Annotated in this window: 23 protein-coding genes and 2 tRNA genes; 2 read left to right on the top strand and 23 right to left on the bottom strand. The window is 52.1% G+C overall.

What is annotated here, in order from left to right:
- Positions 1–202 precede the first annotated feature (202 nt).
- The gene (locus ABNS49_RS03660; RefSeq protein WP_135980000.1) at positions 203–1,213 is read left to right on the top strand and encodes a LacI family DNA-binding transcriptional regulator; all 1,011 of its coding nucleotides are present in this window, start codon (positions 203–205) and stop codon (positions 1,211–1,213) included.
- 57 nt (positions 1,214–1,270) lie between these two features.
- The gene (locus ABNS49_RS03655; protein WP_135979999.1) at positions 1,271–3,391 is read left to right on the top strand and encodes a Tex family protein; all 2,121 of its coding nucleotides are present in this window, start codon (positions 1,271–1,273) and stop codon (positions 3,389–3,391) included.
- Between the two features lie 52 nt (positions 3,392–3,443).
- On the opposite strand, the gene ABNS49_RS03650 is transcribed toward ABNS49_RS03655, so the two are convergent.
- The 23 genes from ABNS49_RS03650 to ABNS49_RS03540 all read right to left on the bottom strand — a co-directional run bounded on the left by ABNS49_RS03650 (position 3,444) and on the right by ABNS49_RS03540 (position 23,941).
- Positions 3,444–5,672, bottom strand: coding sequence for a glycoside hydrolase family 2 TIM barrel-domain containing protein (locus tag ABNS49_RS03650; RefSeq protein WP_289108437.1), 2,229 nt, complete (start codon positions 5,670–5,672; stop codon positions 3,444–3,446).
- A 133-nt stretch (positions 5,673–5,805) separates the two neighbouring features.
- On the bottom strand, positions 5,806–6,987 hold the full coding sequence (locus ABNS49_RS03645; RefSeq protein ID WP_135979997.1) for an aminotransferase class I/II-fold pyridoxal phosphate-dependent enzyme: 1,182 nt from the start codon (positions 6,985–6,987) through the stop codon (positions 5,806–5,808).
- A gap of 82 nt (positions 6,988–7,069) precedes the next feature.
- Entirely contained in the window at positions 7,070–8,200 is a 1,131-nt protein-coding gene (locus ABNS49_RS03640; RefSeq protein ID WP_135979996.1) for a hypothetical protein, read from the bottom strand.
- A gap of 97 nt (positions 8,201–8,297) precedes the next feature.
- Entirely contained in the window at positions 8,298–8,660 is a 363-nt protein-coding gene (gene rplT / locus ABNS49_RS03635; protein WP_135979995.1) for a 50S ribosomal protein L20, read from the bottom strand.
- A gap of 23 nt (positions 8,661–8,683) precedes the next feature.
- On the bottom strand, positions 8,684–8,875 hold the full coding sequence (gene rpmI / locus ABNS49_RS03630) for a 50S ribosomal protein L35 (protein ID WP_135979994.1): 192 nt from the start codon (positions 8,873–8,875) through the stop codon (positions 8,684–8,686).
- 21 nt (positions 8,876–8,896) lie between these two features.
- The gene (infC, locus tag ABNS49_RS03625; protein WP_277820790.1) at positions 8,897–9,394 is read right to left on the bottom strand and encodes a translation initiation factor IF-3; all 498 of its coding nucleotides are present in this window, start codon (positions 9,392–9,394) and stop codon (positions 8,897–8,899) included.
- Between the two features lie 280 nt (positions 9,395–9,674).
- Positions 9,675–9,750 (bottom strand) — tRNA-Lys (locus ABNS49_RS03620).
- A gap of 617 nt (positions 9,751–10,367) precedes the next feature.
- A complete protein-coding gene (locus tag ABNS49_RS03615; RefSeq protein ID WP_168353558.1) occupies positions 10,368–12,308 on the bottom strand; it encodes a PTS sugar transporter subunit IIA in 1,941 nt (646 codons plus the stop codon).
- An 18-nt stretch (positions 12,309–12,326) separates the two neighbouring features.
- A complete protein-coding gene (gene araD / locus ABNS49_RS03610) occupies positions 12,327–13,022 on the bottom strand; it encodes an L-ribulose-5-phosphate 4-epimerase AraD (protein ID WP_135979991.1) in 696 nt (231 codons plus the stop codon).
- Positions 13,015–13,680, bottom strand: coding sequence for a hypothetical protein (locus ABNS49_RS03605; protein ID WP_135979990.1), 666 nt, complete (start codon positions 13,678–13,680; stop codon positions 13,015–13,017). The genes araD and ABNS49_RS03605 overlap by 8 nt, the downstream gene beginning before the upstream one ends.
- A gap of 10 nt (positions 13,681–13,690) precedes the next feature.
- Positions 13,691–14,839: a PTS fructose transporter subunit IIC gene (locus ABNS49_RS03600; protein WP_135979989.1), complete on the bottom strand. Its 1,149-nt coding sequence runs from the start codon at positions 14,837–14,839 to the stop codon at positions 13,691–13,693.
- Positions 14,836–15,159: a fructose PTS transporter subunit IIB gene (locus ABNS49_RS03595; protein WP_135979988.1), complete on the bottom strand. Its 324-nt coding sequence runs from the start codon at positions 15,157–15,159 to the stop codon at positions 14,836–14,838. Before ABNS49_RS03595 ends, ABNS49_RS03600 begins: the two co-directional genes overlap by 4 nt.
- Before the next feature lie 17 nt (positions 15,160–15,176).
- Positions 15,177–15,617 (bottom strand): PTS sugar transporter subunit IIA, encoded by a 441-nt coding sequence (locus tag ABNS49_RS03590; RefSeq protein WP_135979987.1) that lies wholly within the window; start codon positions 15,615–15,617, stop codon positions 15,177–15,179.
- A gap of 258 nt (positions 15,618–15,875) precedes the next feature.
- Positions 15,876–15,951, bottom strand: a tRNA-Lys gene (locus ABNS49_RS03585).
- A gap of 101 nt (positions 15,952–16,052) precedes the next feature.
- The gene (locus ABNS49_RS03580; protein ID WP_289113924.1) at positions 16,053–17,459 is read right to left on the bottom strand and encodes an LCP family protein; all 1,407 of its coding nucleotides are present in this window, start codon (positions 17,457–17,459) and stop codon (positions 16,053–16,055) included.
- Positions 17,460–17,483: 24 nt separating this feature from the next.
- A complete protein-coding gene (locus ABNS49_RS03575) occupies positions 17,484–18,848 on the bottom strand; it encodes an exopolysaccharide biosynthesis polyprenyl glycosylphosphotransferase (protein WP_135979985.1) in 1,365 nt (454 codons plus the stop codon).
- 21 nt (positions 18,849–18,869) lie between these two features.
- Positions 18,870–19,442, bottom strand: coding sequence for a PepSY domain-containing protein (locus tag ABNS49_RS03570; RefSeq protein WP_135979984.1), 573 nt, complete (start codon positions 19,440–19,442; stop codon positions 18,870–18,872).
- Positions 19,442–20,146 carry a CpsD/CapB family tyrosine-protein kinase gene (locus ABNS49_RS03565; protein WP_135979983.1) on the bottom strand — a complete coding sequence of 235 codons (705 nt, stop codon included), beginning with the start codon at positions 20,144–20,146 and terminating at the stop codon, positions 19,442–19,444. Before ABNS49_RS03565 ends, ABNS49_RS03570 begins: the two co-directional genes overlap by 1 nt.
- Positions 20,147–20,173: 27 nt before the next feature.
- Complete coding sequence (locus tag ABNS49_RS03560; RefSeq protein WP_277820791.1) at positions 20,174–21,430, bottom strand: CapA family protein; 1,257 nt, start codon at positions 21,428–21,430, stop codon at positions 20,174–20,176.
- A complete protein-coding gene (locus ABNS49_RS03555; protein ID WP_289108513.1) occupies positions 21,324–22,025 on the bottom strand; it encodes an NUDIX hydrolase in 702 nt (233 codons plus the stop codon). The genes ABNS49_RS03560 and ABNS49_RS03555 overlap by 107 nt, the downstream gene beginning before the upstream one ends.
- A gap of 94 nt (positions 22,026–22,119) precedes the next feature.
- Positions 22,120–22,536: a hypothetical protein gene (locus tag ABNS49_RS03550; RefSeq protein ID WP_135979980.1), complete on the bottom strand. Its 417-nt coding sequence runs from the start codon at positions 22,534–22,536 to the stop codon at positions 22,120–22,122.
- Between the two features lie 122 nt (positions 22,537–22,658).
- Positions 22,659–22,928 carry a DUF2799 domain-containing protein gene (locus ABNS49_RS03545; RefSeq protein WP_135979979.1) on the bottom strand — a complete coding sequence of 90 codons (270 nt, stop codon included), beginning with the start codon at positions 22,926–22,928 and terminating at the stop codon, positions 22,659–22,661.
- Complete coding sequence (locus ABNS49_RS03540; protein WP_289108511.1) at positions 22,925–23,941, bottom strand: YHYH domain-containing protein; 1,017 nt, start codon at positions 23,939–23,941, stop codon at positions 22,925–22,927. Before ABNS49_RS03540 ends, ABNS49_RS03545 begins: the two co-directional genes overlap by 4 nt.
- Positions 23,942–24,053: the final 112 nt, after the last annotated feature.

The following is a 24,053-nucleotide window of genomic DNA, read 5'->3' as shown; positions in this document are numbered from 1 at the left end:
GTGGAAGGCGACTACAACCTGGTGTCGGTGGACGAGGTCGAAAAGCTCGCCCAGGGCGATGGTTCGGGACGCGTTCAACGATAATTTGTTCTCGTAACGAGAACCAAAACAGTTTATAGTAAAACAGTAGAATTGGAAACAGGCTGCGCGACCTTTTGCGTTTGGATGGACAAGCCAGCCTTCGAATTGAAGGAGTGAAACGATGAATATCTACGATATTTCTGAACAATCCGGCGTGTCGATCGCCACGGTGAGTCGCGTCATCAACAACTCGGGTTACGTTTCAGAAAAAACAAGAAAAAAAGTGATGGCTGTCATTGAGAAAAACAGCTACTCCCCCAACGCGTTCGCCCGCGGGATGTCGACGTCCAGCATGAAGACGATCGGCATCCTTTCGACGAACATTCGGGATTTGTATCAGGCGCAATGCGTCTACTATTTAGAGCAGGATTTAAAAAAACATGGCTATACGGCGATGCTTTGCTGTACGGGAGACGAATTGGAAGCAAAGAAAGAACACGTGGAGCTGCTCGCCTCCCGCCATGTGGACGCCCTGATTTTTATCGGCTCGCATTTTATTGAAAAAAACGAGCGCGACAACGGCTATATTTACGCCGCCAGCAACCACGTGCCCGTGTTCATCTTGAACGGCCGGCTCACCCACGACAACATTTACAGCATTTTATGCGACGACGAGGGCGGCTGCCAGGCGCTGACGGCAAGCTGCCTGGAAAGCGGCGCGACGAAGCCTTGTTTTTTGGCCACGCGCGACACGTATAGCGTGCGTCAAAAGTTCAAAGGCTTTCAAAACGCGTGCCGCGAAGCCGGCATTCCAGTGGACGAACAGACGCTTTTCATTTTGAGCGACCAGACAGAAGAGCTTGGCCGGCAAGTGTTCGACCTGCTGCAAAACGGCGCGTTCGACGCGGCCGTTTGCGCCGACGACGAGCTGGCCGCCATCGTCGAGCGGGTCGCGCAATACCGGGGTCTGGACGTGCCGGACGACATCCGCGTGACCGGCTACAACGATTCGATCTTTTCCCGGCTCGCGTCTCCGGCGATCACGTCTTTTGACAACCGGGCGGCGTACATGTGCGGCCAGGCGGTCATGGGCCTGACGCAAATTCTTGGCGGTAGCGAGTTTCCGGAACAAACCATGTATACAGGTAAGGTGGTGGCGCGCGCTTCCACCAAGTCCAGCCGCGGTGTTTGACCGCGGTTTTTCTTTTGGCGCCAAATGCGTTAAAATAGCCGTTGAAAGGATGAACTTATGCCATTAATTGAACAATTATCGAAACAGCTCGGCTTATCGTCTTCTCAAGTCGAAGCCGTGCTCGCGCTGCTTGAGGAAGGCGCGACGATTCCATTCATCGCCCGTTACCGCAAGGAAAAAACCGGAAATCTCGACGAAGACGCGATTCGCGCGATCGAGGAGCAATACGCGTATCAGGTCAATTTACGCAAGCGCAAAGACGATGTGCTGCGGCTTGTCGAAGAAAAAGGATTGCTGACGGACGCCTTGCGCGGCCAGCTTGCGCAGTGTACCCGTTTGAGCGAAGTCGAGGACTTGTACCGGCCGTATAAAGAAAAGAAAAAAACGAAGGCGTCCGCGGCGATCGCGGCCGGATTCGAGCCTTTGGCGCAGGCGATTCTCGACGCCCCTAACAAAGATCCGCGCTCGCTTGTCCAATCGGGTGACGTGGACACGGCGCTTGAGCAGGCCGGCTACATCATAGCGGAGCGTATCGCGGACGATCCCAAGGTCCGCCAAACGCTTCGCCAGCACATGCTGCGTTCGGGAACGCTGGAAACGAAAAAGAAAAAGGACGCGGTCGACGAAAAAGGCCAGTTCGAAACGTATTTTTGTTTTTGCGAGCGAATCGACCGGATCAAGCACTACCAGACGCTCGCCATCGACCGGGCCGAGGCGGAAAAAGTGATTTCGGTTTCCCTTTCGATGGACGAGGAGCCAGCCCGGCAGCGCATCGCCCGCCAGTGGATCCGTTTTTCCAACGCGAAAAACGCGCCGTTTTTACAGATGTGCATCCAGGACGCGATGAAACGGCTGCTGATGCCTGCCATCAAACGCGAGATTCGAAGCGCGCTCAAGGAAACGGCGGATCAAAAAGCCATCGCGACGTTCGCGATCAATTTGGAGCACTTGCTCATGACGCGTCCAATCAAACAAAAGCGCGTGCTCGGGTTCGATCCGGCGTTTCGGACCGGTTGCAAGCTGGCGGTGCTCGACGAAAACGGAACGATGCTGGAAACGGCTGTCATTTACCCGACCGCGCCGCACAACGATTTCAACAACGCGAGAAAAACCCTTGGTCGCCTGATCGACCAATACGGTATCGAGCTGATCGCGATTGGCAACGGAACGGCGTCGCGGGAATCGGAGCAGTTTGTCGCCCGCGTCCTGAAAGACTTTCCGCATGTGCAATACCTACTCGTCTCGGAAGCGGGCGCGAGCGTTTATTCCGCATCCAAGCTGGCGCAAGAGGAATTCCCGGATTTGACGGTCGAAAAGCGTTCCGCGATTTCCATTGGCCGCCGCGTGCAGGATCCGTTGAGCGAGCTTGTCAAAATCGACCCGAAGTCGATTGGGATTGGCGAATACCAGCACGATGTCAATCAAAAGCTGCTTTCGAATTCGCTGGATTTCACGACGGAAAAAATCGTCAATCAAGTTGGCGTGAACGTCAACACGGCTTCCAAAAGCATTTTGAAATACGTGTCCGGCTTGAATAAGCGCTCCATCGAGGCGTTGTACGAGGCCAAAACAAAACACCCGATCACCTCGCGCGCGCAAATCGCGCAAATCAAAGGAATTTCCACGAAAACGTATGAGCAATGCGTCGGCTTTCTCCGGATTCCGGAAAGCGCCGATCCGCTCGACAACACGGGAATCCACCCGGAGAGCTATCCGATTGCGCGCCATTTGCTTGAAAAGCTGCATTTGGATTTGGCGGATCTTGGCTCGCGCGCGTTCCAGCGCAAGCTGGCGGTGGCCGACACGGAAAAGCTGGCGGCCGCGTTGCGTACCGACGTCTTTACCCTCAAGGATATCGTTAAAGAGCTTTCGACGCCCGGACTCGATCCGCGGGACGCCCTGGACGCCCCGCTGCTCAAGCACGATGTTTTGACGATGAAGGATTTGCGCCGGGGAATGAAGCTGGAAGGAACGGTTCGCAATGTCGTCAGCTTTGGCGCCTTTGTCGATATCGGTTTGCATGAAGACGGTCTGGTGCACATTTCCAAGCTGTCCAGAAGCTTTGTCAAAGATCCAAACGATGTCGTCCATGTCGGGGATATCGTCACGTGTTATGTGGAGAGCGTGGATGAGAAAAAGGCCCGCATCGCGTTGTCGATGGTCGAGCTTTCTTCCTGAACATGAAAAAAAAGCCGTTTTCGCTTTCGAATTCGGCTTTTTTCGTGTTTATTTATTTTTTAATTTTGTTCAGCGTTTTGTTCAGCTCGATGATTTCCTCTTTTGTCAGCGCGCCGCTCATACGCAGGGCGGTTTCAACCGGGAACGCCATCATCATCGTGTTCATGTCCATGGCCGGGATTTCCCCTTCGTCATCGCGCTTGCCAAGCATATTTTGCAAGCCTTCCAGAACCGGGCGCAGGACTTCCATGGCTTCCGGTACGGCCATCACGTCGCCAATCGAATCCATGATGGACAAGTAGCCGTCTTTTTCCACGCCGTCGTCGAACCAGTTGTGGACGCTGCCGCCCTTGACGATGTAGTCCTCGTTTTTCTCGTCGACTTTGCGGATCGTCATCGTGTCGTTGATCGTTTCATCGCTTCCTACGACTTTGATGGCGTGCTCTTTGCTGATTTCCACGTTCCAGCGGCAAATGTGGTCCACCGCTTTTTGCGTGCCCATGTTTTGTCCGTCGACATACAACGTTGCTTCCGGCTCGTTGGTGTACACTTTCACTTCCGTCACCGGCTGCTCGCGGTCGATGTAACGTTTTTTCGTCAAATGCACGAACGGTGTTTTAGAAAGATACGCCTGGTAAATGTAGTACGAGTCTTTCTTCGTCTTCCGGTCGAACGTGACCAAACCTTTCTGGTTGCGTCCTGGCACACCGCCTTCGTCGCGGGCGTCGGCCGCGAAGTCGAATCCGTTCCATACGTGCATCGCCCAGATCCAAGGCCGGTCGGTTACCATTTTGAGCATGTGCTCGTGGTAAAGCGCCTGATAGTCCTCGGTATAGTCGCCACGTCCTGGCTTTTCCGCGTGGTATTGCGGGTTGGCGTCGGCGCCAAATTCAGAAATACCGATGGCTACGTTTGGATATTGGGCGTGGAAGTCATCGAACCATTTGTCGTTGTCTTCGATTTTTCCTACGTACCATCCAAAATACTGGTTGTAGCTTGTCGCGTCCGGCAAAGTCACGAGCGGACTTGTCGTCGGAAGCATGCTCACGTGCGCCATGACCGTCTTTCTTGTCGGGTCAAGCGTGTGCGCTAAATCGTTGAGTTTGCGGTGGTTTTCCAGCAAGTCTTCGCTTTCGCCACCAATCGTGATCTCGTTGGACAATCCCCATACGAAAATCGAAGGGTGGTTGTAGTTTTGAATGATCATTTCGCGCATTTGCTCTTGGGTGTTTTCGTTGGCCGCCTCGTTAGCCATGTGCGTGGAAATGTACGGGATTTCCGCCCACATGATCAATCCGTTTTCATCGGCCAGATCGTACCATGCCTGGTCGTGCTGGTAGTGGGCGCCGCGAATCGTTCTCGCGCCCATTTCTTTCAAGAGCGCCATGTCGATTTCGTGGTTTTCACGCGTCAGGGCGTTGCCGATGCCTTCCCAGTCCTGATGGCGCGCGGTTCCGATGAGCTGGTATGGCCGTCCGTTCAAAATAAATCCTTTTTCCGGGTCGATTTCGAATGTACGGAAACCAATCCGGATGGATTGCGCGTCGATGGCGCGGCCGTCCTGGGCCAGCTGCACGTTGGCTGTGTACAAGTATGGATCTTCCACGCCATCCCACAAGTGAATGTTTTCCATCGCGATGACGAACGAAGCGTGGTTGTCTTCAATGACACCCTCGCCTTGCGCGACCATCTCGCCTTCGGCGTTTTGGATTTGAACGGAAACAACGTCCCCGTTTTTCGCGTTTTCAGTGTACGCTTCCACTTTGACTTGCCCTTTTCCGTCGGCAAGCACTTCCGGCGTGAGCGCCACGCCGCATCCGCCATAGTATCCCAGGGCGAAGTGCGCCTTGTTGACGCGGATCAAATTGACGTCGCGGTACAATCCGCCATAAAACGTAAAGTCGGCTTGTTGCGGATAGACTTCGCTGTTTGGCGCGTTGTCGACGATGATTTCCAGCGTGTTGTTTTCGGCCAGCGCCGGCGTCAAATCAACGCGGTATGTGGAGTAGCCTCCTTTGTGCTCGGCCAGCGGCTGTCCGTTGAATACGACTTTGGAAGTCGAGTTGGCGCCGTTGATTTCCAGCCAGAGCTGCTCGTCTTCGGCTAAAGCCGGTTTCGCGAACGTTTTGGTGTACACGGCGGTTCCGCGCCAGTAGTCGTTGCCACCATCGGTTCCGTCAACGGCGTTCCAAGTATGTGGAACATGAACGGCTTCGACATGATCGTTGCCATCTTGCTTTTTAAATTCCCAATCTTTGTTAATATTTAAGATTTCCCTCATTTATTTTCCTTCTTTCTTTCTTCAAGGATTTCCTCAAAATATTATAGATTTATTATAACATTCAAAATCGAAAAATAAACAGGAAGCCCTTACATTCTATTTTTTAACATAATTCATCGAAAAAATACCGTTTTTATTTTATCGGGGCCAGCAATCCCGCTTCCTGAATCCGCCGGGCCGCTTCTTCCACCTCGGCGTCGCCACGCACCAGCGCGAACCGGACGTAACGCGTCCCTTCCTGGCCGAAGCTCGTTCCCGCGTTGGTCAAAACGCCGGCTTGCTCCAGCAGCGCGCGATGAAAGCTGGCGCTGTCCTCGTAGTGGTCCGGAATTTTCGCCCAGACAAACATCGTCGCTTCCGGGGGCTCGATCGACCAGCCGGCTTCCTGGAATTTTTGAATGAGCCAATCGCGCCGGCGGCGGTATTCCTGCCGGAGGGCGGGCACGAAGCGGTCGTGGTGGGCCAGAGCGGCAATTCCGGCGCGCTGTACGGCGCCAAACGCCTGGAAGTCGATCATGTTCATCATCCTTTTATATATGGCGATCAATTCCCGGTTGCCTACCATGACGGCGAGCCGGGCGCCGCCCATGGAATACGACTTGGAAAACGAGTTCAGCTCGATTCCGACGTCTTTCGCTCCCTCGAACGACAAAAAGCTTTTGCCGGGTTCTTTGTCGAATACGAGCTCGCTGTAGGCGTTGTCGTGCAAAACGACAATGTCGTATCGTTTCGCGAAGCGAATCAGGCGCTCGTAAAACGAGTCGGGCGCCGTCTTTCCGGTCGGATTGTTGGGGTACGACACGTACATCAGCTTCGCTTTTCTGGCTACGTCCTCCTGGATCGCGTCAAAGTCGATCAAATAGTCGTTTTCTTCTTTGAGCGGCAGAAAAACGATGTCGGCCCCGGCCAGTCTTGGCGCCACGCCGTAAATCGGATAATACGGGTCTGGAATGAGCACGAGATCGCCTGGATCGCAAAACGCCAGCGGAATGTGGCTGAGCGCTTCCTGGCTTCCTTTAACGGTGACGATTTCGTCTTCTGCCAGATCGACGCCATACCGGGTATGGTACCAGCGCGCAATAGCGGCGACCATTTCGGAAAGAGGCGCTAGAGAATACTGGTAGCTTTCATCGTTGAGCGCTTGTCTGGCGAGTTCCTCCTTGATCGCGTGGTGGGGCGGAATGTCGCTGGAACCGATGGAAAAGTCGATGACTTCCTTTCCGGTTTTGGCGGTGTATCTTTTTTTGGCTTCAAACAGCTCGGTAAACGACGGGCTGTCGATGGCTTGAATGCGGGTTGCGGCTTTTGTTTTCATAGGCGTTTCCTTTCATTGTTTTTTCATCTTGTTTCATACGGGTTTCATTATAACATAAAAAGACCCGGTCGGGTCTTTGGATTTAGCGGGCGGCTTCGATTGTCCGCTCGATTTTTCGCTGGATGTCTTCAAGCGCCAGCAGCTCGCTCAGCTGGGCCGGGCGTTTAATTGTCGTGTCGGCGTACATGGCTTGCAGCCACAAAAAGGCGGGGCCTTCCAATGGCGGACGGTTCGTGATTTCCCGGTACAGCCAGGTGGCCAGTTCGACGCGAAGCGTCATGAGCATTGTCGTTTCGTCACCGATCACGAGTTCCGTCTTTTTGAGCTCTTTTTGTTTTTTCTTCCAGTCAAAATAGCGCTGGATCTTTTCTTCGTTTTCGTTGTCGACGATCAGCACCGTGTCGTACTGCCCGTCCTGGATGTCACGCCCATCCAGTTTTTTCGCTTCGCCCCGGTAGCTGGCGTGGTTGGAAGACAATCCCGGAACGAGCACTTCCTCCATGAAAGCCAAACCGTTGGTGTCTTCCGTATAAAACGTCACGGTTTCGACTTCCGGATTTTGCAGGAGCGTAAACAGCAAATACGGGCGTACATCGCCGGCCACGAGAATGTTTCCTTTTCGGCCGCGGGCGAGCTGCCGGTCTTTTTCGATCAAATCCGGGAAGGCGATCAACGTTTGGTCGCTTCCTTTTACTTCAAAGCCGGGAAGCCGGAACGTCGTGTCGGCGTAGCCGGCGGGAATGGCCAAATAGCCGTTTTCATCGAAATCGAGGTTGTCGTACAAAAACAATGTATAGGGTTCGATCGTTTGGGGAGCGCTTTGAAACCGCTCGCTTTGCTCGAACGCAAGAAACCGTTGAACGAATGGGTCGTTTTCAAACGTTTTGGCTTCGACGCGGCGCACGCGTGGAAACTGCCGCAGGCAATAGCGCAGCAAATTGGGATCGTTTTCGATTTCCTTCGGGCTGAACATGTTCAGAATGCCGAGTCCGCCAATCGCCTGGTCCTGGTCGAACACGTAACCGGCGCCGGCGCCGATTTTTTGAATATTCGGGATGAGCTTTTTTACTTCCTCCAAGTCGTTTGGCTCGCAAAACACGTAGCCTTTCTGAATGGTTTGCGCGACTTTGCTGCCTTTGGCGCGGTCAAATAAAAAAGCGTCAAGCTCCCGCTCCAATCGACTGATTGTCGGTTTGGTTGCTCTGATTTTCATATTGGATTCCTTTCCTTATTTTTTTATTGCATAATCGCATTCCATTATAGCACAAAAAAAGGCGCCTATTCACAGGGCCTTTATTGATATGTTTGGCTTACGCGTTGGCGATGGCTGCTTTCGCCTCGTCGCAAATCTTCGTGAACGTTTCCGCGTCGTGGATCGCGATTTCGGAAAGCATTTTCCGGTTGATCTCGATGTTGGCGAGTTTCAAACCATGCATCAGACGCGAGTAGGAAAGGTCGTTCATGCGGGCAGCGGCGTTGATACGCGTGATCCAGATCTTGCGCATGTTTCCTTTCAGTTTCCGACGGTCGTTGTATGCGTATTTGAACGAATGCATTACCTGCTCGTTCGCTGTTTTATATAATGTGTGTTTCGATCCGAAGTATCCTTTCGCGAGCTTCAATACTTTTTTTCTTCTTGCCCGGGATACCGTTCCACCTTTAACTCTTGCCATGCTTTATTCCTCCCTTTGATTCCTTATTTCAACATTTCCTTGATGCGTTTGTAGTCTGTGCTGCTGATCAAACCTGGTTTAGCGAGATGACGACGTTGTTTTTTCGTCTTCCCATGAAAACGGTGTGAAGTATATGCATGGGATCTCTTCAATTTTCCAGTACCCGTGACTTTTACACGTTTTGCTAATCCTCTATGACTTTTCATTTTAGGCATGTTACGTTCCTCCTACCCTTCTTACTTCTTTTTCGGTGCCAACACGGTTGACATCGTGTTTCCTTCCAAAGCCGGTTTCTTTTCGATTACCGCGATGTCTTTGACTTCATCCAGAAATTGATTCATGATTTGACGACCGACTTCCTGGCGTGTCATCATCCGTCCGCGGAACCTCATATCAATCTTCACTTTCATGCCCGACTCGATCCATTTTTTCGCCTGGCGAACTTTGGTTTCAAAATCGTGCGTGTCGATAATGGGCGACAGGCGCAGCGCTTTCAGCTCCACGACGTGTTGCTTGCGCTTTGCTTCCTTGGCTTTCTTTTGCTGCTCAAAATGGTAGCGGCCATAATCCAAAACTTTGCAGACGGCTGGACGAGCCTTGGGAGCGACGCACAGCAAATCGAGATTTTGACGATATGCGACATCCAGTGCCTCTCTTTTGGATAACACTCCCAACTGGTTTCCATTCGAGTCGATGACGAGCACTTCTCTAAATGGAATCTTTTCATTGAACAAATCTTCATTGACATTGTTCGGGGCAACTCTTCTGTTATTGATATACGATACCTACCTTTCACCAAAAGAAAATGGGTACACAAAGGCACCCATTATTAAAATCCATAACGTTGATGAATTGGCATTGACCCACGCATCCGTATGCGTCGGGTGAGAAGGGGTGCTTCTATCTTTCCATTTCTTTACTTGGCTATAATAGCACTTCTGTCAACGAAACGCAACCCGTTTCGAAAAAAAACATCTATCTCGTTTTCCGAAACAGATGTTTGTTGTTCATAAATGGTGGATCCTTAGGGATTCGAACCCTAGACCCACTGATTAAGAGTCAGTTGCTCTGCCAGCTGAGCTAAGGATCCATCTAACTGCTTGAATATAATAGCACGAATCCCCTGCCCTGACAAGACAAAAGCGGAAAATACGAAAATCAAGCGAGATAAACCGGGCGATAACGTGAAGACTGTCTTAAGGTTGCGCCAAAAAGAGAAGGTTGCTATAATGAAGACGTAAAAAACCTGCTATCTGTTAAAGCGGCTAGCTCGGATTTATCATTTCATGAGCAACTCACGAAACACAACAATCTCGCCAAAGATCACTTTTCGTGGTTGCTTTTTTCATGCGCTTCAATCAACGCGATGAAAAGCGGAACGATGATCGCTAGAAATTCCAACACGATCGAAAGGATTTCGTATGCATTCATACTCCCACCTCCATTTCGGGAAACGGCAGATCCAGTTTCCATTTATCGAAACAGAGTTTTTTCCGGTTCTCTGGCTAAAGCCCGACCGAACCAACCACGCTCAAATAACAGGCGTTTTTATTTTATCAAATTGCCAATATAGTTTCATCTACTTTTGTATTTATTTCAAACTAAACTTCTCCTTCCAAAGCCAAGTCAACCCATAAATCAAAAAAAGAAAGGTAAACAAAAACGGAAGGCTGATGTCTTTCCTTCCGTTCCATATTTTCCGCTTTCTCATGGAAACATTTCCTGATACAGGCGCACGCTGTCCCTGGCGCTTCGCAAGCTTTGCAGGCCGCCCGGATTGCTCAAGCATGGAATGAGCTCCCGGTAAAACGTTTCCACCCGTCTTCGTTCGTCCTCGACATTCATGTTGAACGCCGCGAAAAAGATGAGATCGACCTTTTCCTGCTCGTCCCACAGCATTGGCCGCTTCAAGGTGACAAGCACGACGCGCGACTCGTGGACGTATTCGGGATCGCCATGCGGAAACGCGATACCGCTGCCAATCGAGGTCGACATCTTCCTTTCCCGTTCGATGGCCGACGAATACAAGCCATTGGCGCAAAAGCCTTTTTTCTGCAACAAATCCACGACGTTGGCGATGAGCGCCTCCTTATTCGGATAGTCGGCTTGCAGCAGCATCAGCTCGGGCGAAAACAACGAGGCGCAGTCGATGGAAAAGAGCCACGCGGGCTTCCGGTCTTTTTTCGACATTTTCTGAATTTTCTGACGCAGCTTGAGAATGCCTTCCTCGGTGAGCAGGTTTTCAACGACGATATTGCGCGGATCGTCCACGGCGGTCCGGGACAAAACGACATCCGCCTGCCGGTAGTGGGGATTGTCTTTTTCAAACCGGCTCAAAATATGGATTTCCCGGATTTCCGGGACATAGCTCATCAGCCGCTGGCTAATCAACTCGCCATAGCTGCGGGAAAAATCCGCGATCAGCACGACCATGTACTCCACGTCTTTGCGTTCGAGCGCCGTTTGGATCAGCAGGACGATATACCCCAGTTCGTCGTCGGTAATCATCAAATCGAAATACTTCTCAAACAACATGCTAATCATCCAGCTGGCGGCATACACCTGGGAAAACTCCTTTTTAATGTAGCCGAGTAGCTCGTTGGTCCGCGACTGGCCATGACGTAGCCGGAAAACGGTGGAGCGCAAATGCAGGATCAAGCTTTGCCGCAGCTGGCAATCCGTCGAAAAGTCATGATTGAGAATCGTGCCCATCGAGTGGATGACTTCGTCGACAAACTGGATCAAGTGCTCGTCATAGCTGTGAATCGGTTCGCTTTCCCCGCCGCTGCGCGCAAACCCCGCGCAAATCATTTGCATCGTCAAGTAAAACTCGTCGTCTTCCGAAAGCGTGACGTTTTCGATCCGCTCGATTTCCGTGCAAATCGCCTTCGCGAACAAATACTCGTTGTAGTGTTCCAAAAGCCGCACGTCTTCCTGACGCAAGTGGACAGGCGTGTCCTGCCTGGAAATGGCCAGCGCCAAAAAGATGAGCATTTTCGTAAACACCTGGTTGGAAAAATGCAAATGCCACTCGTGCTCGAGCCGGACGATGATGTGCTTAAGACCCGTTAAATCGACACCGTAAAAATACTCGTTTAGCACGTGATCCCGGTGCGCGTCGTCGACTTGCTCCAAAAGAAATGTCGCCAGCGCGCCGCGAAAGTCGTTTTCCTCGTATTGCAGCAAGTATCCCGAGCGCCGGTCGTTGAGCACGGAAATGTTCCATGGCTCCAAATCGCGCTGAATGGAGCGAATGAGCTTGTTGAGCGTCGGCCCGGAAATGTACAGCCGATCCAGCAACGTCCGGGCTTGCAGTCCTTCCTTTCGCCCCAAGCTAAACAAACGGTACAAAACATAGCTCTCGCGATCGTCAATCAAAATGGCGCCCGCCGCCTCGGTGGCGTGGACATAGGCGGCGATTTGCGCCTTTTGCGCTTCGTCGGCCTCCAGCCAAATGCCGACACGCGGCTTTTTTTGAATCGTTCCCCAGTCGTTTTCCCGCAACAGCTCCTCCACCTGCTCAAGCCGGCTTCGGACTTGTTTTTCGGTTCTATGCAGATCGTGCGCGATTTGGCTAACCGTCATGGCGTCGTGAGCGAGCAGTTTGGCCAAAATCTCCGAACCCGCTTTCCTTTTCGCTTGCTGCATCTGCATACTCTCCTTTCCCTACCGCTGACCGTACGTCGCGTGTTCTCCGTGTTTTCTCTGATAGTGCCGATCCAGCAAATACGCGGGCACCGGCATGACCTCCGGATCCATCAAGCGGTCGAACACCGCCATCCAGGCGCATTGTTCAAGCACCAACGCGTTTTCAACCGCCTGCTTCGCGTCGTGTCCCCAGGCAAACGGCCCGTGGCTGGCGACAAGCACCGCCGGGACCTGGTCTGGCGCGATGCCTCGCTCCTGAAACGTTTCAAGAATGACACGACCGGTTTCCAGCTCGTAGTCGCCATCGACTTCGTTTCGCGCCAGCGGACGCGTGCAAGGAACCGGGCCGTAAAATGTGTCGGCGTGGGTGGTGCCGAATGGTTTTAAGTCGATCCCGGCTTGCGCGAGCATCGTCGCCCATGGCGAATGGGTGTGGACAATGGCCTCGACTTGCGGCCACGCCGCGTACAGCGCGACGTGGGTCGGCAAATCGGAGCTGGGGCGCAGGTGCCCGTCGACGACGCGCCCTTGCAAATCGCACACGACGATGTCTTCCGGCTTCATCATATCATACGGCACCCCGCTTGGCTTAATGGCGATGACCTCGTTTTTTCGGTCGACGCGCGACACGTTGCCCCATGTCAAAATCGCCAGTCCCGTTCGGGGAAGCATTTGGCACGCGTCAAACACTTCCTGGCGTAGCCGCTCATACATGATCGCTTGGACGGGCGGCGATTTCCACGAAACGACGGGTTCGTTTTTCGATTTCCTTAAAGTCGCCCGACGCGATGAGCTTCTGGTTGTTGACAGCACGGCTGATGCCGGCGCCAATGTAGCCGATCTTCAAGCACTCTTTAAACATTTTCTCGTCCATCTTGCATACCGCGAAATACGGCAGCACCGGAATGACGCCCATGAGCGTTTCGGCGTAGTCAAGCGTGATCTCGCATCCCGGGAACAGCTTCAAAACATCGGCGCCCCACTTCCACGCGTTGACGACTTCCGTGCCGGTGAAGACACCTGGCATGTACATCAAATCCTTTTCCTGGCACAACTTGCTTACTTCCTTGGATAAATTCGGCGCGACGATGTATTCGCTGCCCGCGTCGATGGCTTTTTGCGCCTGCTGCTCGTCTAAAATCGTTCCAGTTCCTAAAATGATCTGGTCGCCGAATTTCTCTTTGAGCAAGCCAAGCGCGTGGGCGCACGCGTCCCCGGTCGGCTGGTCGTACGTCAGCTCAATGAACTTTCCGCCGCCCTGGACGACGGCCTGGACCGCCTGGACCAAATCATCGTCCTGAATGCGCTGGGTCTTGAAAATAAAGATTAGTTTTTTCTCCTTCAATAAATCGAGAGTTTGTTTTTTATTCATATGCGTTCTCCTATTCAAATTCAATGTGGATATCCAAGTCGTCGCTCGTGTCGATCGCTTCGGCGCTGGCGACTGGCGCGGTTTGCAGCGCGGGCTTGCTTTCCGGCATCGCCTCGGCGCTTGCGGTTTGCGCCTTGACTGGCTCTTCGGTTACGTTTTTACGACAGAGCGCCAGCACGACGATTGTGACAAGCGTTCCAATGGCGACGGATAGAACCGCGCCCGGCCAGACATTTTTCATGACCGGGAAGGCGAAGAGCCCACCCATCATGACAGGCGACTGCACGTTGAAGTACATCGCGATCGCGCCGGTCACCATATTGCCAAGGATCGTGGCCGGCCAAACGCGCAGCGGATCGGCGAGCAGGATTGGCAGACCGCCTTCGGCGATTTGGCAGCAGCCCAAAATGATGGCGGATTTTCCAGTCGCGCGTTGCGCGGCCGTGTATTTGCGCTTGTTGATGATCGTCGACAAGCCGATACCGAGTGTCGCGGTGACGCCGATGCACACTTTGGCGCCTTCCGGACCGAGAATGCCGTCGGCGACGAGTCCATTGACGACAGTCGTTCCGACTTTCGTGACCGGACCGCCTAAGTCAACACCCATCAGGGCGCCGAGCACCATACCGAAGACGATGCGCGAACCGGATTGCATTTCGGCGAACAGCGAGGACAAATAGCTTTGCAGACCGCCAAGGACAGGCCCTAAAATGTAGTCCATAGACAATACGACGAACAAGCCGCCCAAAATTGGCAAAATGAGCATTGGCAGCAAAGAAGCCAAATCCTTGCTCAGCGGAAGCTTGTCTTTGACGAGCTTGCAAAAGTAGCCCACGGCGATACCGCCGATGATGCCGCCGACAAACCCGATTTTGTATTCAACGGACAACAGGCCGACCAGGAAGCCTGGCGCCAGACCCGGCCGGTCGCAAATCGCGTAGGCGATGTAGGCCGCCAGCACGGGAACAACCATTCCCATTGTGAGGGCGCCGCCCTGGTACAAATAGTAGGCGAACGTGCCCGTGGCTTCTTCGACACCGGTGCCGCCTAAAATCGTTCCAAACGACTGTAGCAAGCCACCCATGCAAATGACGGGAATAAAGTAGGAGATGCCGGTCAGGACGGGCTGCACGACGAGCGCTTTTAACTTTTCTTTCATGATGCGCACCCCTGACTGAGTTTGTGTTCAATGGTGACAATGAGTTTTTCCGGCTGCTTGATGGCGACAGCGGAGCTGACGCGGACGATTGGCTTGCCGGCGAACCGTTCTTGTTTGGCGACGGAAATATCGGCCGCTAAAATGATGACATCGGCGTTTTGGATCGCTTGCGGCGAGAGTTCCTCTTCGATTCCGATGTTGCCCTGTGTTTCCACATGGATCGTATGGCCGCGGTTTTGAGCGGCTTCGATCAGTTTTTCTTTTGCGATATACGTATGCGCGACGCCGATGGTGCACGCAGTAACTGCCGCGATATTCATGGTTTCCTCCTGTTGGTTTATAAGATTTCGTACAGTTGTTGAGGGGATTGGATTTCGTTCAACGCCTCTCTGGCTTCTTTTCGGATCAGCATCATCGCCAGCTCCGAAAGCATTTTGATGTGGGTCTTGTCGCCATTGGCCGGGATCGCCATCAAGAAGATGTGCTGGATCGGCTTTCCGTCCATGGATTCCCATTCGATTGGCTCCTTTAACCGGATATATGAGATGGCTGCCCGATTGACGCATTCGTCCACGCCATGGGGAATGGCGACGCCATCTTCCAAACCGGTTTCGGATAAGGTTTCCCGGTATTCGACTGCCTGGCGGAATTGATTTTCGTTTTGAATGATGCCCGCCTCGTATAAGTGATGGATCATGGTGTCGAACACTTCGGCTTTGGATTTCAGTGGAAGATTCATGTCGATACACGATTCATCGAGCAGATCTTTTAAGTTCATATTCTCACCTCCTCGTGTTTGGTAAGCGCTTCCTTTGACGGTTTCAGTATAGCATGCGGCCTACCAGCTAAAATTTCCGTTTCGGTCAAATTGCGAATTTTGTTTTTTGCGCGCGAGGCGTTCGGGAAGACTTTGTCGTTCCCAAATCTTTTTTCCAAAAAAAAGGTCATAAAAAAATCTGCCTTTTCTTTACACTTGAAAATTACGTAAAAAAAAGACCAATGAACGGTTGGTTCATTGATCTTTCATTTGATAAGATGGTGGATCCTTAGGGATTCGAACCCTAGACCCACTGATTAAGAGTCAGTTGCTCTGCCAGCTGAGCTAAGGATCCATCTCACTGCTTGAACATCATAGCATGGATCGTTAGCGTCCGCAAGATTGTTTTTCCATTTTTAAGAAAAAAGCCCGGATACGGGCTTTCGTTGTTGGATTTTACGAACCGGCGCGCAACACCGCGTCGATCTTTTGTTCGACTCGCTGGAGAGTTTGATCGTCCAAAACGAGAACGTTCGCTTTTTCGCCTAGCGGCTCAATATCTTTTTCTTCCAAACGGCCTTCCACGCTAACGATTTCAAGCGTCCATGGCGCGCGCTGGAGCATTTGCATTTTGACCAGATCGCCAATTTGCTCCTTGCTCATGCTCGTCTGGATCGACTCGCCGAGCACACTTTGAATCGTTTCGAAGTGGGCCAGCGCCTTCGAGGATAAAATTTTCTCGATCATCGCGCTGAGAACGACCATTTCGCCCTGGTTTGGATTCGATGGATCGTTCGGGCATTCCTGGACATACGTCAACGCTTGCTTGGCGTCCAGCCACAGCTTTCCTTGTTCGAATTTTTGCTTCGACTTCGTTTCAAACGCTTGTTTGTTGTCGATTTCAATGCCGCCAAGCTGGTCGACGATGCCCGTCATTGTCGTCAAGTTGACACGGACCGTGTAGTCGATTGGCACGTCGAGTTCCTGCTCGAGCGCCTGTCGCACGACGTGCGTGCCCTGGATGCCAAGATATCCGAGCTTGTTGTTCCACACATACGTTTCTTTTGGCAGCGAAACGAGCAGTTTTTTTTTATCCTGCGGATTGACGACGGCCAAAATATTGACGGTGTTGGCGCTGTTTTCATTGACGCTGCCATACTCGTTGGTGCCCATGATCAGCACCGTGAACGGCGTCTTCGTCACATCAAGCGTCGCGGATCGGCCCCGATCCAGTTCGACTTTGACTTTTTTCGTGGCAATCGCGCGAAGCGGCTGGTTTTCCTGGAGTCCGTCTTCTTGCGTCAGCGCTTCGATGAGCGGCCGCTGCGCGATGATCGCTTCCACTTTTTTCGCTTTCAACGCGTCAAGGAGCGGCGTCAACGAAGGATAGGCGCTGGATTCGATCGAAACGCCTTCCTTTTTGAACTGCTTGAGCATTTCCACGCTCGTTTGATCCTCGTCGGTTTCATAATAGCCGATTCGTTTGCCTTGGAGCTCTTGCAGCGACTGGATGGCACTGTTTTGCGGTACGTAGACGCAAACTTCGCTGATATATGTTCTCTCTTTCATCGAAAGGCTCCAGAGCAGCTCGTTTGTTTTGGCGACATACCACGAACCGCCAAGCATCGCGATGGTCAGCGGCGTGATGATCATCCAGGCGAACACGTTTTTCCAAATCGTGTGCGGTCTTTTAAAGAACAGGCGGCACGCCACGCCAAAGAGCAGCAGCGCGATGAGCGCCACGAGCGCGATGAACCGCAAAGGAATGGCATCGAGGCGAATGAGCAGGCCGATGAGTGTCGCAATAGAGCAAAACGAGAGAATCGCACCGTAAAATCCGGGTCTTTTGAGGTTTTCTTTCATGTGGGGTTTGTCCTCCTTCCCTGATTACATGGCGCCTTCATCGTCGCCGAGCACTTGTTTGACGGTTCGAATCAGTAAGGTGATGTCGAGCCATAAACTCCAGTTGCGGTAATAATATTCGTCCAGCTCCAGCCTTTGTTCAAAATTGACTTCGCTGCGTCCGTGCGTCTGCCACATGCCGGTAATGCCCGGCTTCGAGCTGACGACGTCCTGATAATACGGACCCATGTCGACTTTTTCGCGAGGCAAGTAAGGTCTTGGCCCGATGAGCGACATTTCCCCTTTCAGCACGTTGATGAACTGCGGAAACTCGTCGAGGCTCGTCTTTCTTAAAAAGGAGCCTGCCTTCGTGATGCGTGGATCGTCGCGAAGCTTTTTGTTTTCCTGGTACTCTTTTCGAATGGCTTCGTCTTTTTCCATGAGCTCATCCAAAATTTTTTCCGCGTTCGGTACCATGGTCCGGTATTTGTAAATCGTGAATTCCCGCCCGTTTTCTCCAATTCGGACTTGCTTGAAAAAAATCGGGTCGTAGTCGCCTTGCTTGTGGTTGAGATGCCGGACGTACAGCGTCAAAGGCGCGAGCACGCACAAGCCCGCCAGGCCGGCTAAAATATCCATGCCGCGCTTGAAGATCTTTTCCGTGTTCGTAATCGTTCCTTCGGCGGTTGAAATCATAAGCTGCCCGTCAAAGTCGTCGATTTTCGTGTTGAAGGTGACCAGTCCTTCCATCCGCGGCAAATACTTGATTGTTTCCACCTGGTTGATCAGGCGTTCCACCAGCTTGCGCTGGTCTTTGCGGCTCATTTCCGGAATGGCGATCAGCACGGTTTCAATGTCTTGTTCGGCAATGACTTTTTCCAAATCTTTGAGTGGATAAATCGGCTTTTCCTGCTCCACGATCGTCTGGTCGACGTGGTGGAAAAACGGATCGTCGTTGCAGTTGATGAATCCTTTGACATTGAGCAAGGAATACCGGTTGGTGCGGCACGTTCCATAGAGCTGGCTGGCGGTCGTTCCCGCGCCAATGATGAGCACGTTTTTTTTCAACTTGTCCCAAAACACGACGTGGGTGTAACGGGCGATGAGCAAGTTGCAAAATCCGTGACACAGCAAATAGAGCACGAGCCACCCGAACTGCCCCCACGAAAACGGGTCGTAGTCGAGCAGCAGCAGCGAGGCGCCAATGTAGCCCATATAGCCGAGTAGCAGCAGCTTCAGCTCGTCCCAAATCAAGATGGCCCGGCCCCGGTACCGGCCGGCCAAATGCATGATGATAAAATACAAGAGCACGAGCTTGATTTTAAATACAAAAGAAAAAGGGAAAACAAAAACGAGTCCGATCGTCATGATCCCTTCTATGATATTTTTATAAACGCCAAGTTTTGTCATAGTCCCCCACCTTCATTCCTGTTAAATAAAGATCGAGCTGATGACTTCTCCGGTTTCCGCGTTGACGGTGACTTGGTTGCGCGCGTCCCCGTACACAAACTCCACTGTGTATTCGGTTTTCTTTTTATTCAGCTTCACGCTCAGTTCGCTGACATCGGCTTCTTCCAGTCCCGCGTTGGCCAGCGCGGCGTTCACGGCGTCCTGTTCGGAAACGACGCCTTCCTCCGTTGGATTTTCGGCTTCTTTCGGTTGTTGTTCATTGGTGTTTTCCGCCGGAGCCGCCGGCTGCTGCTCAGCTGGCGCGTGGGCCGTCGATGTTCCCTGGTCGCGATCGAACACGCAGTCGCGGATGATGCCGTCTTTGCCAAGGGTGTACGTATATTGTCCGTTGTCGACATTGAATTGGACGACATACTCGCCATCTTGTTCCTTGGCGTCGATATTGGACGCGGTTTCCGTTGTGTTGTTTGAATCGTCGAGGGCGACTTCGGTCGCGTCTTCCAGCGACACGTCGTCCGCTTTGGAGCAGCCGGCCAGCACGCACGAGAAAGCGAGCAGCGAAGCGCCGGAGATTTGAAGGATTTGTTTTTTCATTATTTCTTCTCCTCGTTTCCATAGCCGTAGCCATAACCGTAGCCATAGCCGTATTTTTTCGATTTCAGCTCTTCCACCTTGGTCAGCACGATGCCGAAAATGTTCGCGCCGCTGCGCACCATGTCGTCGAGCGCGGCTTTAGCCGCCCGCTTGTCGGTTTCTTTGGACGAAACGACGTACAGCGTGCCGTCGGCCGCGTTCGATACCGGAATTCCGTCACTGACGCGGTTGACCGGCGGACAGTCGATAATAATATAGTCGAATTCTTCTCTGGCCGAGGCGAGGAATTCTTCGAACTTGTGCGAGGAAAGCACTTCGGTCGGGTTTGGCACCCGGCTTCCTGTCGGCAGGAAGTAAAGCAGCGAATCGTTGGAAAACTGCAACTGGACGATTTCCTCGTAGCCAAGCACGCTGGAGCCCGGCACATAGCGGCTCAGCAAGTTGGACAGTCCTCTCGCGTTGGACACTTTGTACATTTTGTGGTCGCTTGGATTTCGCAAGTCGGCGTCAATGAGCAGCACACGCGCGTACTTGTCCGCGAAAATCCGGGCCAGATTGGTGGATACGGTCGATTTTCCCTCGTTTGGATTCGTGGATACGACGTTGATCACTTTGATCGCGTCATCCATTTGGGAAAACTCAATGTTGGTTCTTAAATGACGAAAAATTTCGTCCAGGTTGAATTGGTTTATCTTTTTAGCCATATTGATCCTTTCTTAAACGCAGCAAAATCAAATTGCTTTCTGAGTAATGACCCTATATTTAAATAACATGTGATTGGATTTTACACATATATTAAGTTTCCGTGAAATCCTCGCTTTTGTCAAGCTGAAATCCACTTGGAACATGCCGTGTTTTTGCCTTTTTACTCGAGCACGACTTCCACCCCGTCCGGATGGCCGACGACCGACTGCACATACTCTTTGGCGAAGGCTTTGGTGACGGGCGTTCCGCTTTGCGCGCTCACCCAGCGCGTCGTCATAGTCATGGATCGTATGGGTGGAATACGTTTGCAAGTCGCTGGAAACGTAGGTGATAGTTGGAATCAGCCGCACATTGGCGAACGTGGCTTTTTTTGTCGCGAAATCGTAGCGCAGATCGAACGCGGCCATGCCGCCCACCATGCATTCGGGCCGGTCCTGCGCGCTTAGGAAATTGCCAAGCGAGTAGTAGACTAGCGTGTCCTGCTGCTCTCCTTTGAGAATTTCCACCGGTCCAATGACGTGCGGATGCGTTCCGATGACGACTTCGGCGCCCAGCTCGTGGAGAAGTCTGGCGTAACGCGCCTGTTCCTCGGTGATTTGGGTGTTGTACTCCTCGCCCCAGTGCATGCTCACGAGCTGCACGTCGCTGATTTTTGAGAGTTGTTCCATGTCGTGGCGAATTTTGGCTTCGTCGATACGATCCACGCGGTATTCCTCACCTTCGGGCAGTTCCATGCCGTTAAGTCCATACGTGTAGCCTAACAAACCGACGCGGATGCCGTTGATGTCGCGTACGATGTATGGCTCGTCCGCCGTCCGGTGCGATCCGGTCACGCTGATGTGGGGAAACCGGGTCGCCAAGTCGTCGAGCTGGGCTTGCAAGCCTTCGACGCCGCGGTCGAGGGTGTGGTTGGAAGAGAGCGCCAGCCAGTCGAATCCGGTGCGGTCCAAGGCGTCGACGAGCTCTTTGGGCCCGTTGAACATCGGATAGCCGCCAAGTCCGAACGATTCGCCGGCCATGAGCGTTTCCGCGTTGATGAACGCCAGATCCGCGTCTTGGATGGCTGGCTTGGTCGCTTCGTAAATCGAATCAAAATGGTATGGCTGCGTCTGGTAATAGTAAACGGGTTCGTGGATCAAGTGGTCGCCCACGCCGACAAACGAAAAGGCGCTGCTTTCATTTTTCTCGGTTTGCGTGGTTTCCTGCTTGGGGCGCGGCGTTTTGGCGTGGTTTGTGATCAGGATGGCGTTGACGGCGATTCCGACAACGAGAAAGACCGCCATGGCGATCGTGTCTTTTTTCATGTGCACTTTGTTTTTCCCTTTTTTGTAGGATATGCTGCGCTTTGAGTAAGGCCGCGGAGGAGCTGTTGCAGCAAATTTCGTTGCGCATCACCATGTCGATGGCTTGCGCGAACGGAACGAGCAGCGTTTCGACGTCCTCGGTCGCGTCGAGTTCGGGCGTTCCGGCTTTCGTGCACGACAGTGCGAGAAACAAATGCATCGTGTTGGTCAGCTTGGCGGAACAGTCGACGGTCGCGCCAAGCTCGATCCAGTGCGAGGACACGTAGCCGGTTTCTTCGCGAAGCTCTCGTTTCGCGACGGCAAGCGGATCGGTTTCCCGGTCGTCGAACGCGCCGGCCGGAATCTCGATAAGTTCCTTTTGCTGGGCGTAGCGGTACTCTCGCTTCAGGATCACGTTTTCGTTTTCATCGAGCGCGACCACGGCGGACGCGTCCGGAATCGTGACGGTGTAAAAGTCCGGGATTCGCATTTGGCTGGCTAGCTCGACCTCGTTTTTTTGAACCTTGAGCCACGGATTGTCGACGATTGTTTTTGTGTTCACGGTTTTCCATGGCTGGAGCGGCTTTGCGTTCATATCCTTGTTTCCTTTCTTTGTTTGATGGATTCATTGTATCGCACTTGAAGGAATCGTTAAATATTTATTTTTTGTCTAAGAGGAAAAGAGGCCGTTATCCTTTACGCTGGATATGGCCTTGAGAAAAGAAATAGCCAAGGCGGTGCTGTTCGAACCGGCGGTTGAGCTCCTGCACGGCATCGTTCCAATCCGCGGGTTCCAGCGTCTCGGTGATTTGATGAAAGAGTCCGTCGATTAAATCGAGAAATTCAAAATCGTCGAGTTGTTCCAGACGGTATTCGAGCTTTTCGCGCTGCGGATGGCTCGATTCCTGAATAAAATAAATTTTGGGCGTCCATCCTTTTTCCCGTTCGAACCATTGGTTGAAGCGCTGCCAAAACGGTTCTTTGACCGGCAGATCGCGGACGATGTATACGAGCTGGGTTCGAAACGTGGCGGGAAATCGGTCATAGATCCAGCCATCGTGCTTTTTGTACGCGTCCAAACGTTGCGAGTAGAGTGTATAGTTCATTGGATTCTCCTTTCTTTTTACGAACCTATTTTACCATTTATTCTGTGTTTTATAAAGATTAAATTCAGTTTATTTATGTTTTATTCAAAAAAAACTCTGGTTGTTGTTCCAGAGTTTCTTTCCTACATCGTTTTCTGTTTGTGCTTTTTATAGGCGATCAAACCACCACCACCGATTGTGGTGAGCAGCACGCTCAACGCGCCGGCGAAAAACATGTTGTCTTCCTCCTGCTTTTTCTCCTCGCCTTTTCTGTATCCTTGAAGGTACGCCGACTGGAGGTCGTTGTAAATTTTGTACTTTTTGTATTTCGAGAAGGTCGTGTCCTCTTTCTCTTTCCCTTCCAAGCCGTCTTGATAGCCTTGTTCCTGGATGCTCGCTTTTTCGGCTTTCAATTTTTTTCTATTTCCTGTACGGACGCGGCGAATTGCGTTTGATACTTCGCCTTTCCTTTTTCGGAGATCGCTTGTTTGGATTGTGGATCGGATTGCTGGTCTTGGTTCCAAACTTTTTCCTGCGCGTTTTGGCGCGCCTCGTTGGCGATTTTCTCAAAGTAATCGGCTTCGGCTTCTTGGTAGGCCGTTTGATACGCTTGCGTATACGTCGCGTGGATCACGCCGTCCGGGAAGTTTTCATCCAGATGGTCGAGATGGATTCCGTCGTGGCTGGCGTGTTCTTTCGCCACTTTTTGCGTAAAGGCGGTTAGTTCCTTTTCGGCGGTATCATAGCCGCTGCGGAACGCCTTTTTATAGTTTTCGGATTGATCCGCGGGTTCTTGAAACGACAGGTTTGGATCGTTTTTCTTTTGGTCGTATCCGAACTGGTACGCTTTTTCTTTTTCCTCGTTTAACTGTTTTTGCGCTTCCGCAAAGCCTTTTTCGTAGCCTTCCTGGTACTTCGCGCTTTTTTGGTCTTCTTTCAGCTGTTCGATGGACAAATCATCGTGGATGTTTTTCCATTTGTAGTCGAAGCCTTCCTGATAGCCTTGGTCGTATTCTTTTTGTTCCTGGATTCGTTTTTCTTCGGCCAGCCGCAGCTCTTCCTGGTGCTTCGCCTCTTCTTCCTGTCTTTTTTGTTCCGCGATGCGGGCTTCTTCGGCGAGTCGCTGTTGTTCGGCGATGCGCGCCTGCTCGTCTTGCGCGTCGTAGGCTGGCGTCGTCGCCTGACTTCCGCTTGACGAGCCGCCTCCGTTGTGGCAGTGGTATTCGCCATACGACAATCCCCACTTTTCGCAGTTTGTTCGGCAAGTGTGGCATCCGCTGCCATCGGTGCGTCCGGGATGGGCCTGGCAGGCCGTGATCATCGGGGCGTTGACTTTTTGTTCTTCTTGTTTAAACGAAATCGCGGTGATCGCGGAAACGGCTAGCGTGCAGCCGCCGATCATGATCAAACCTTTCTTTGCAATCATATTCCTCTCTCCTCTCTGTATAGTATTATATCGCATGATTGGAGGATTTTGATTGTTTATTTGAGAAAATTTTTATTTTATCAACTCTTTAAATGAACTGGTCATGTTTTTA

This window comes from uncultured Dubosiella sp., assembly GCF_964018005.1.
In the GTDB taxonomy this organism is placed as follows: Bacteria; Bacillota_I; Bacilli_A; order Erysipelotrichales; family Erysipelotrichaceae; genus Dubosiella; species Dubosiella muris.
Note: the sequence above shows the minus strand (reverse complement) of the source record. Positions and strands in the feature narration are given on the sequence as shown.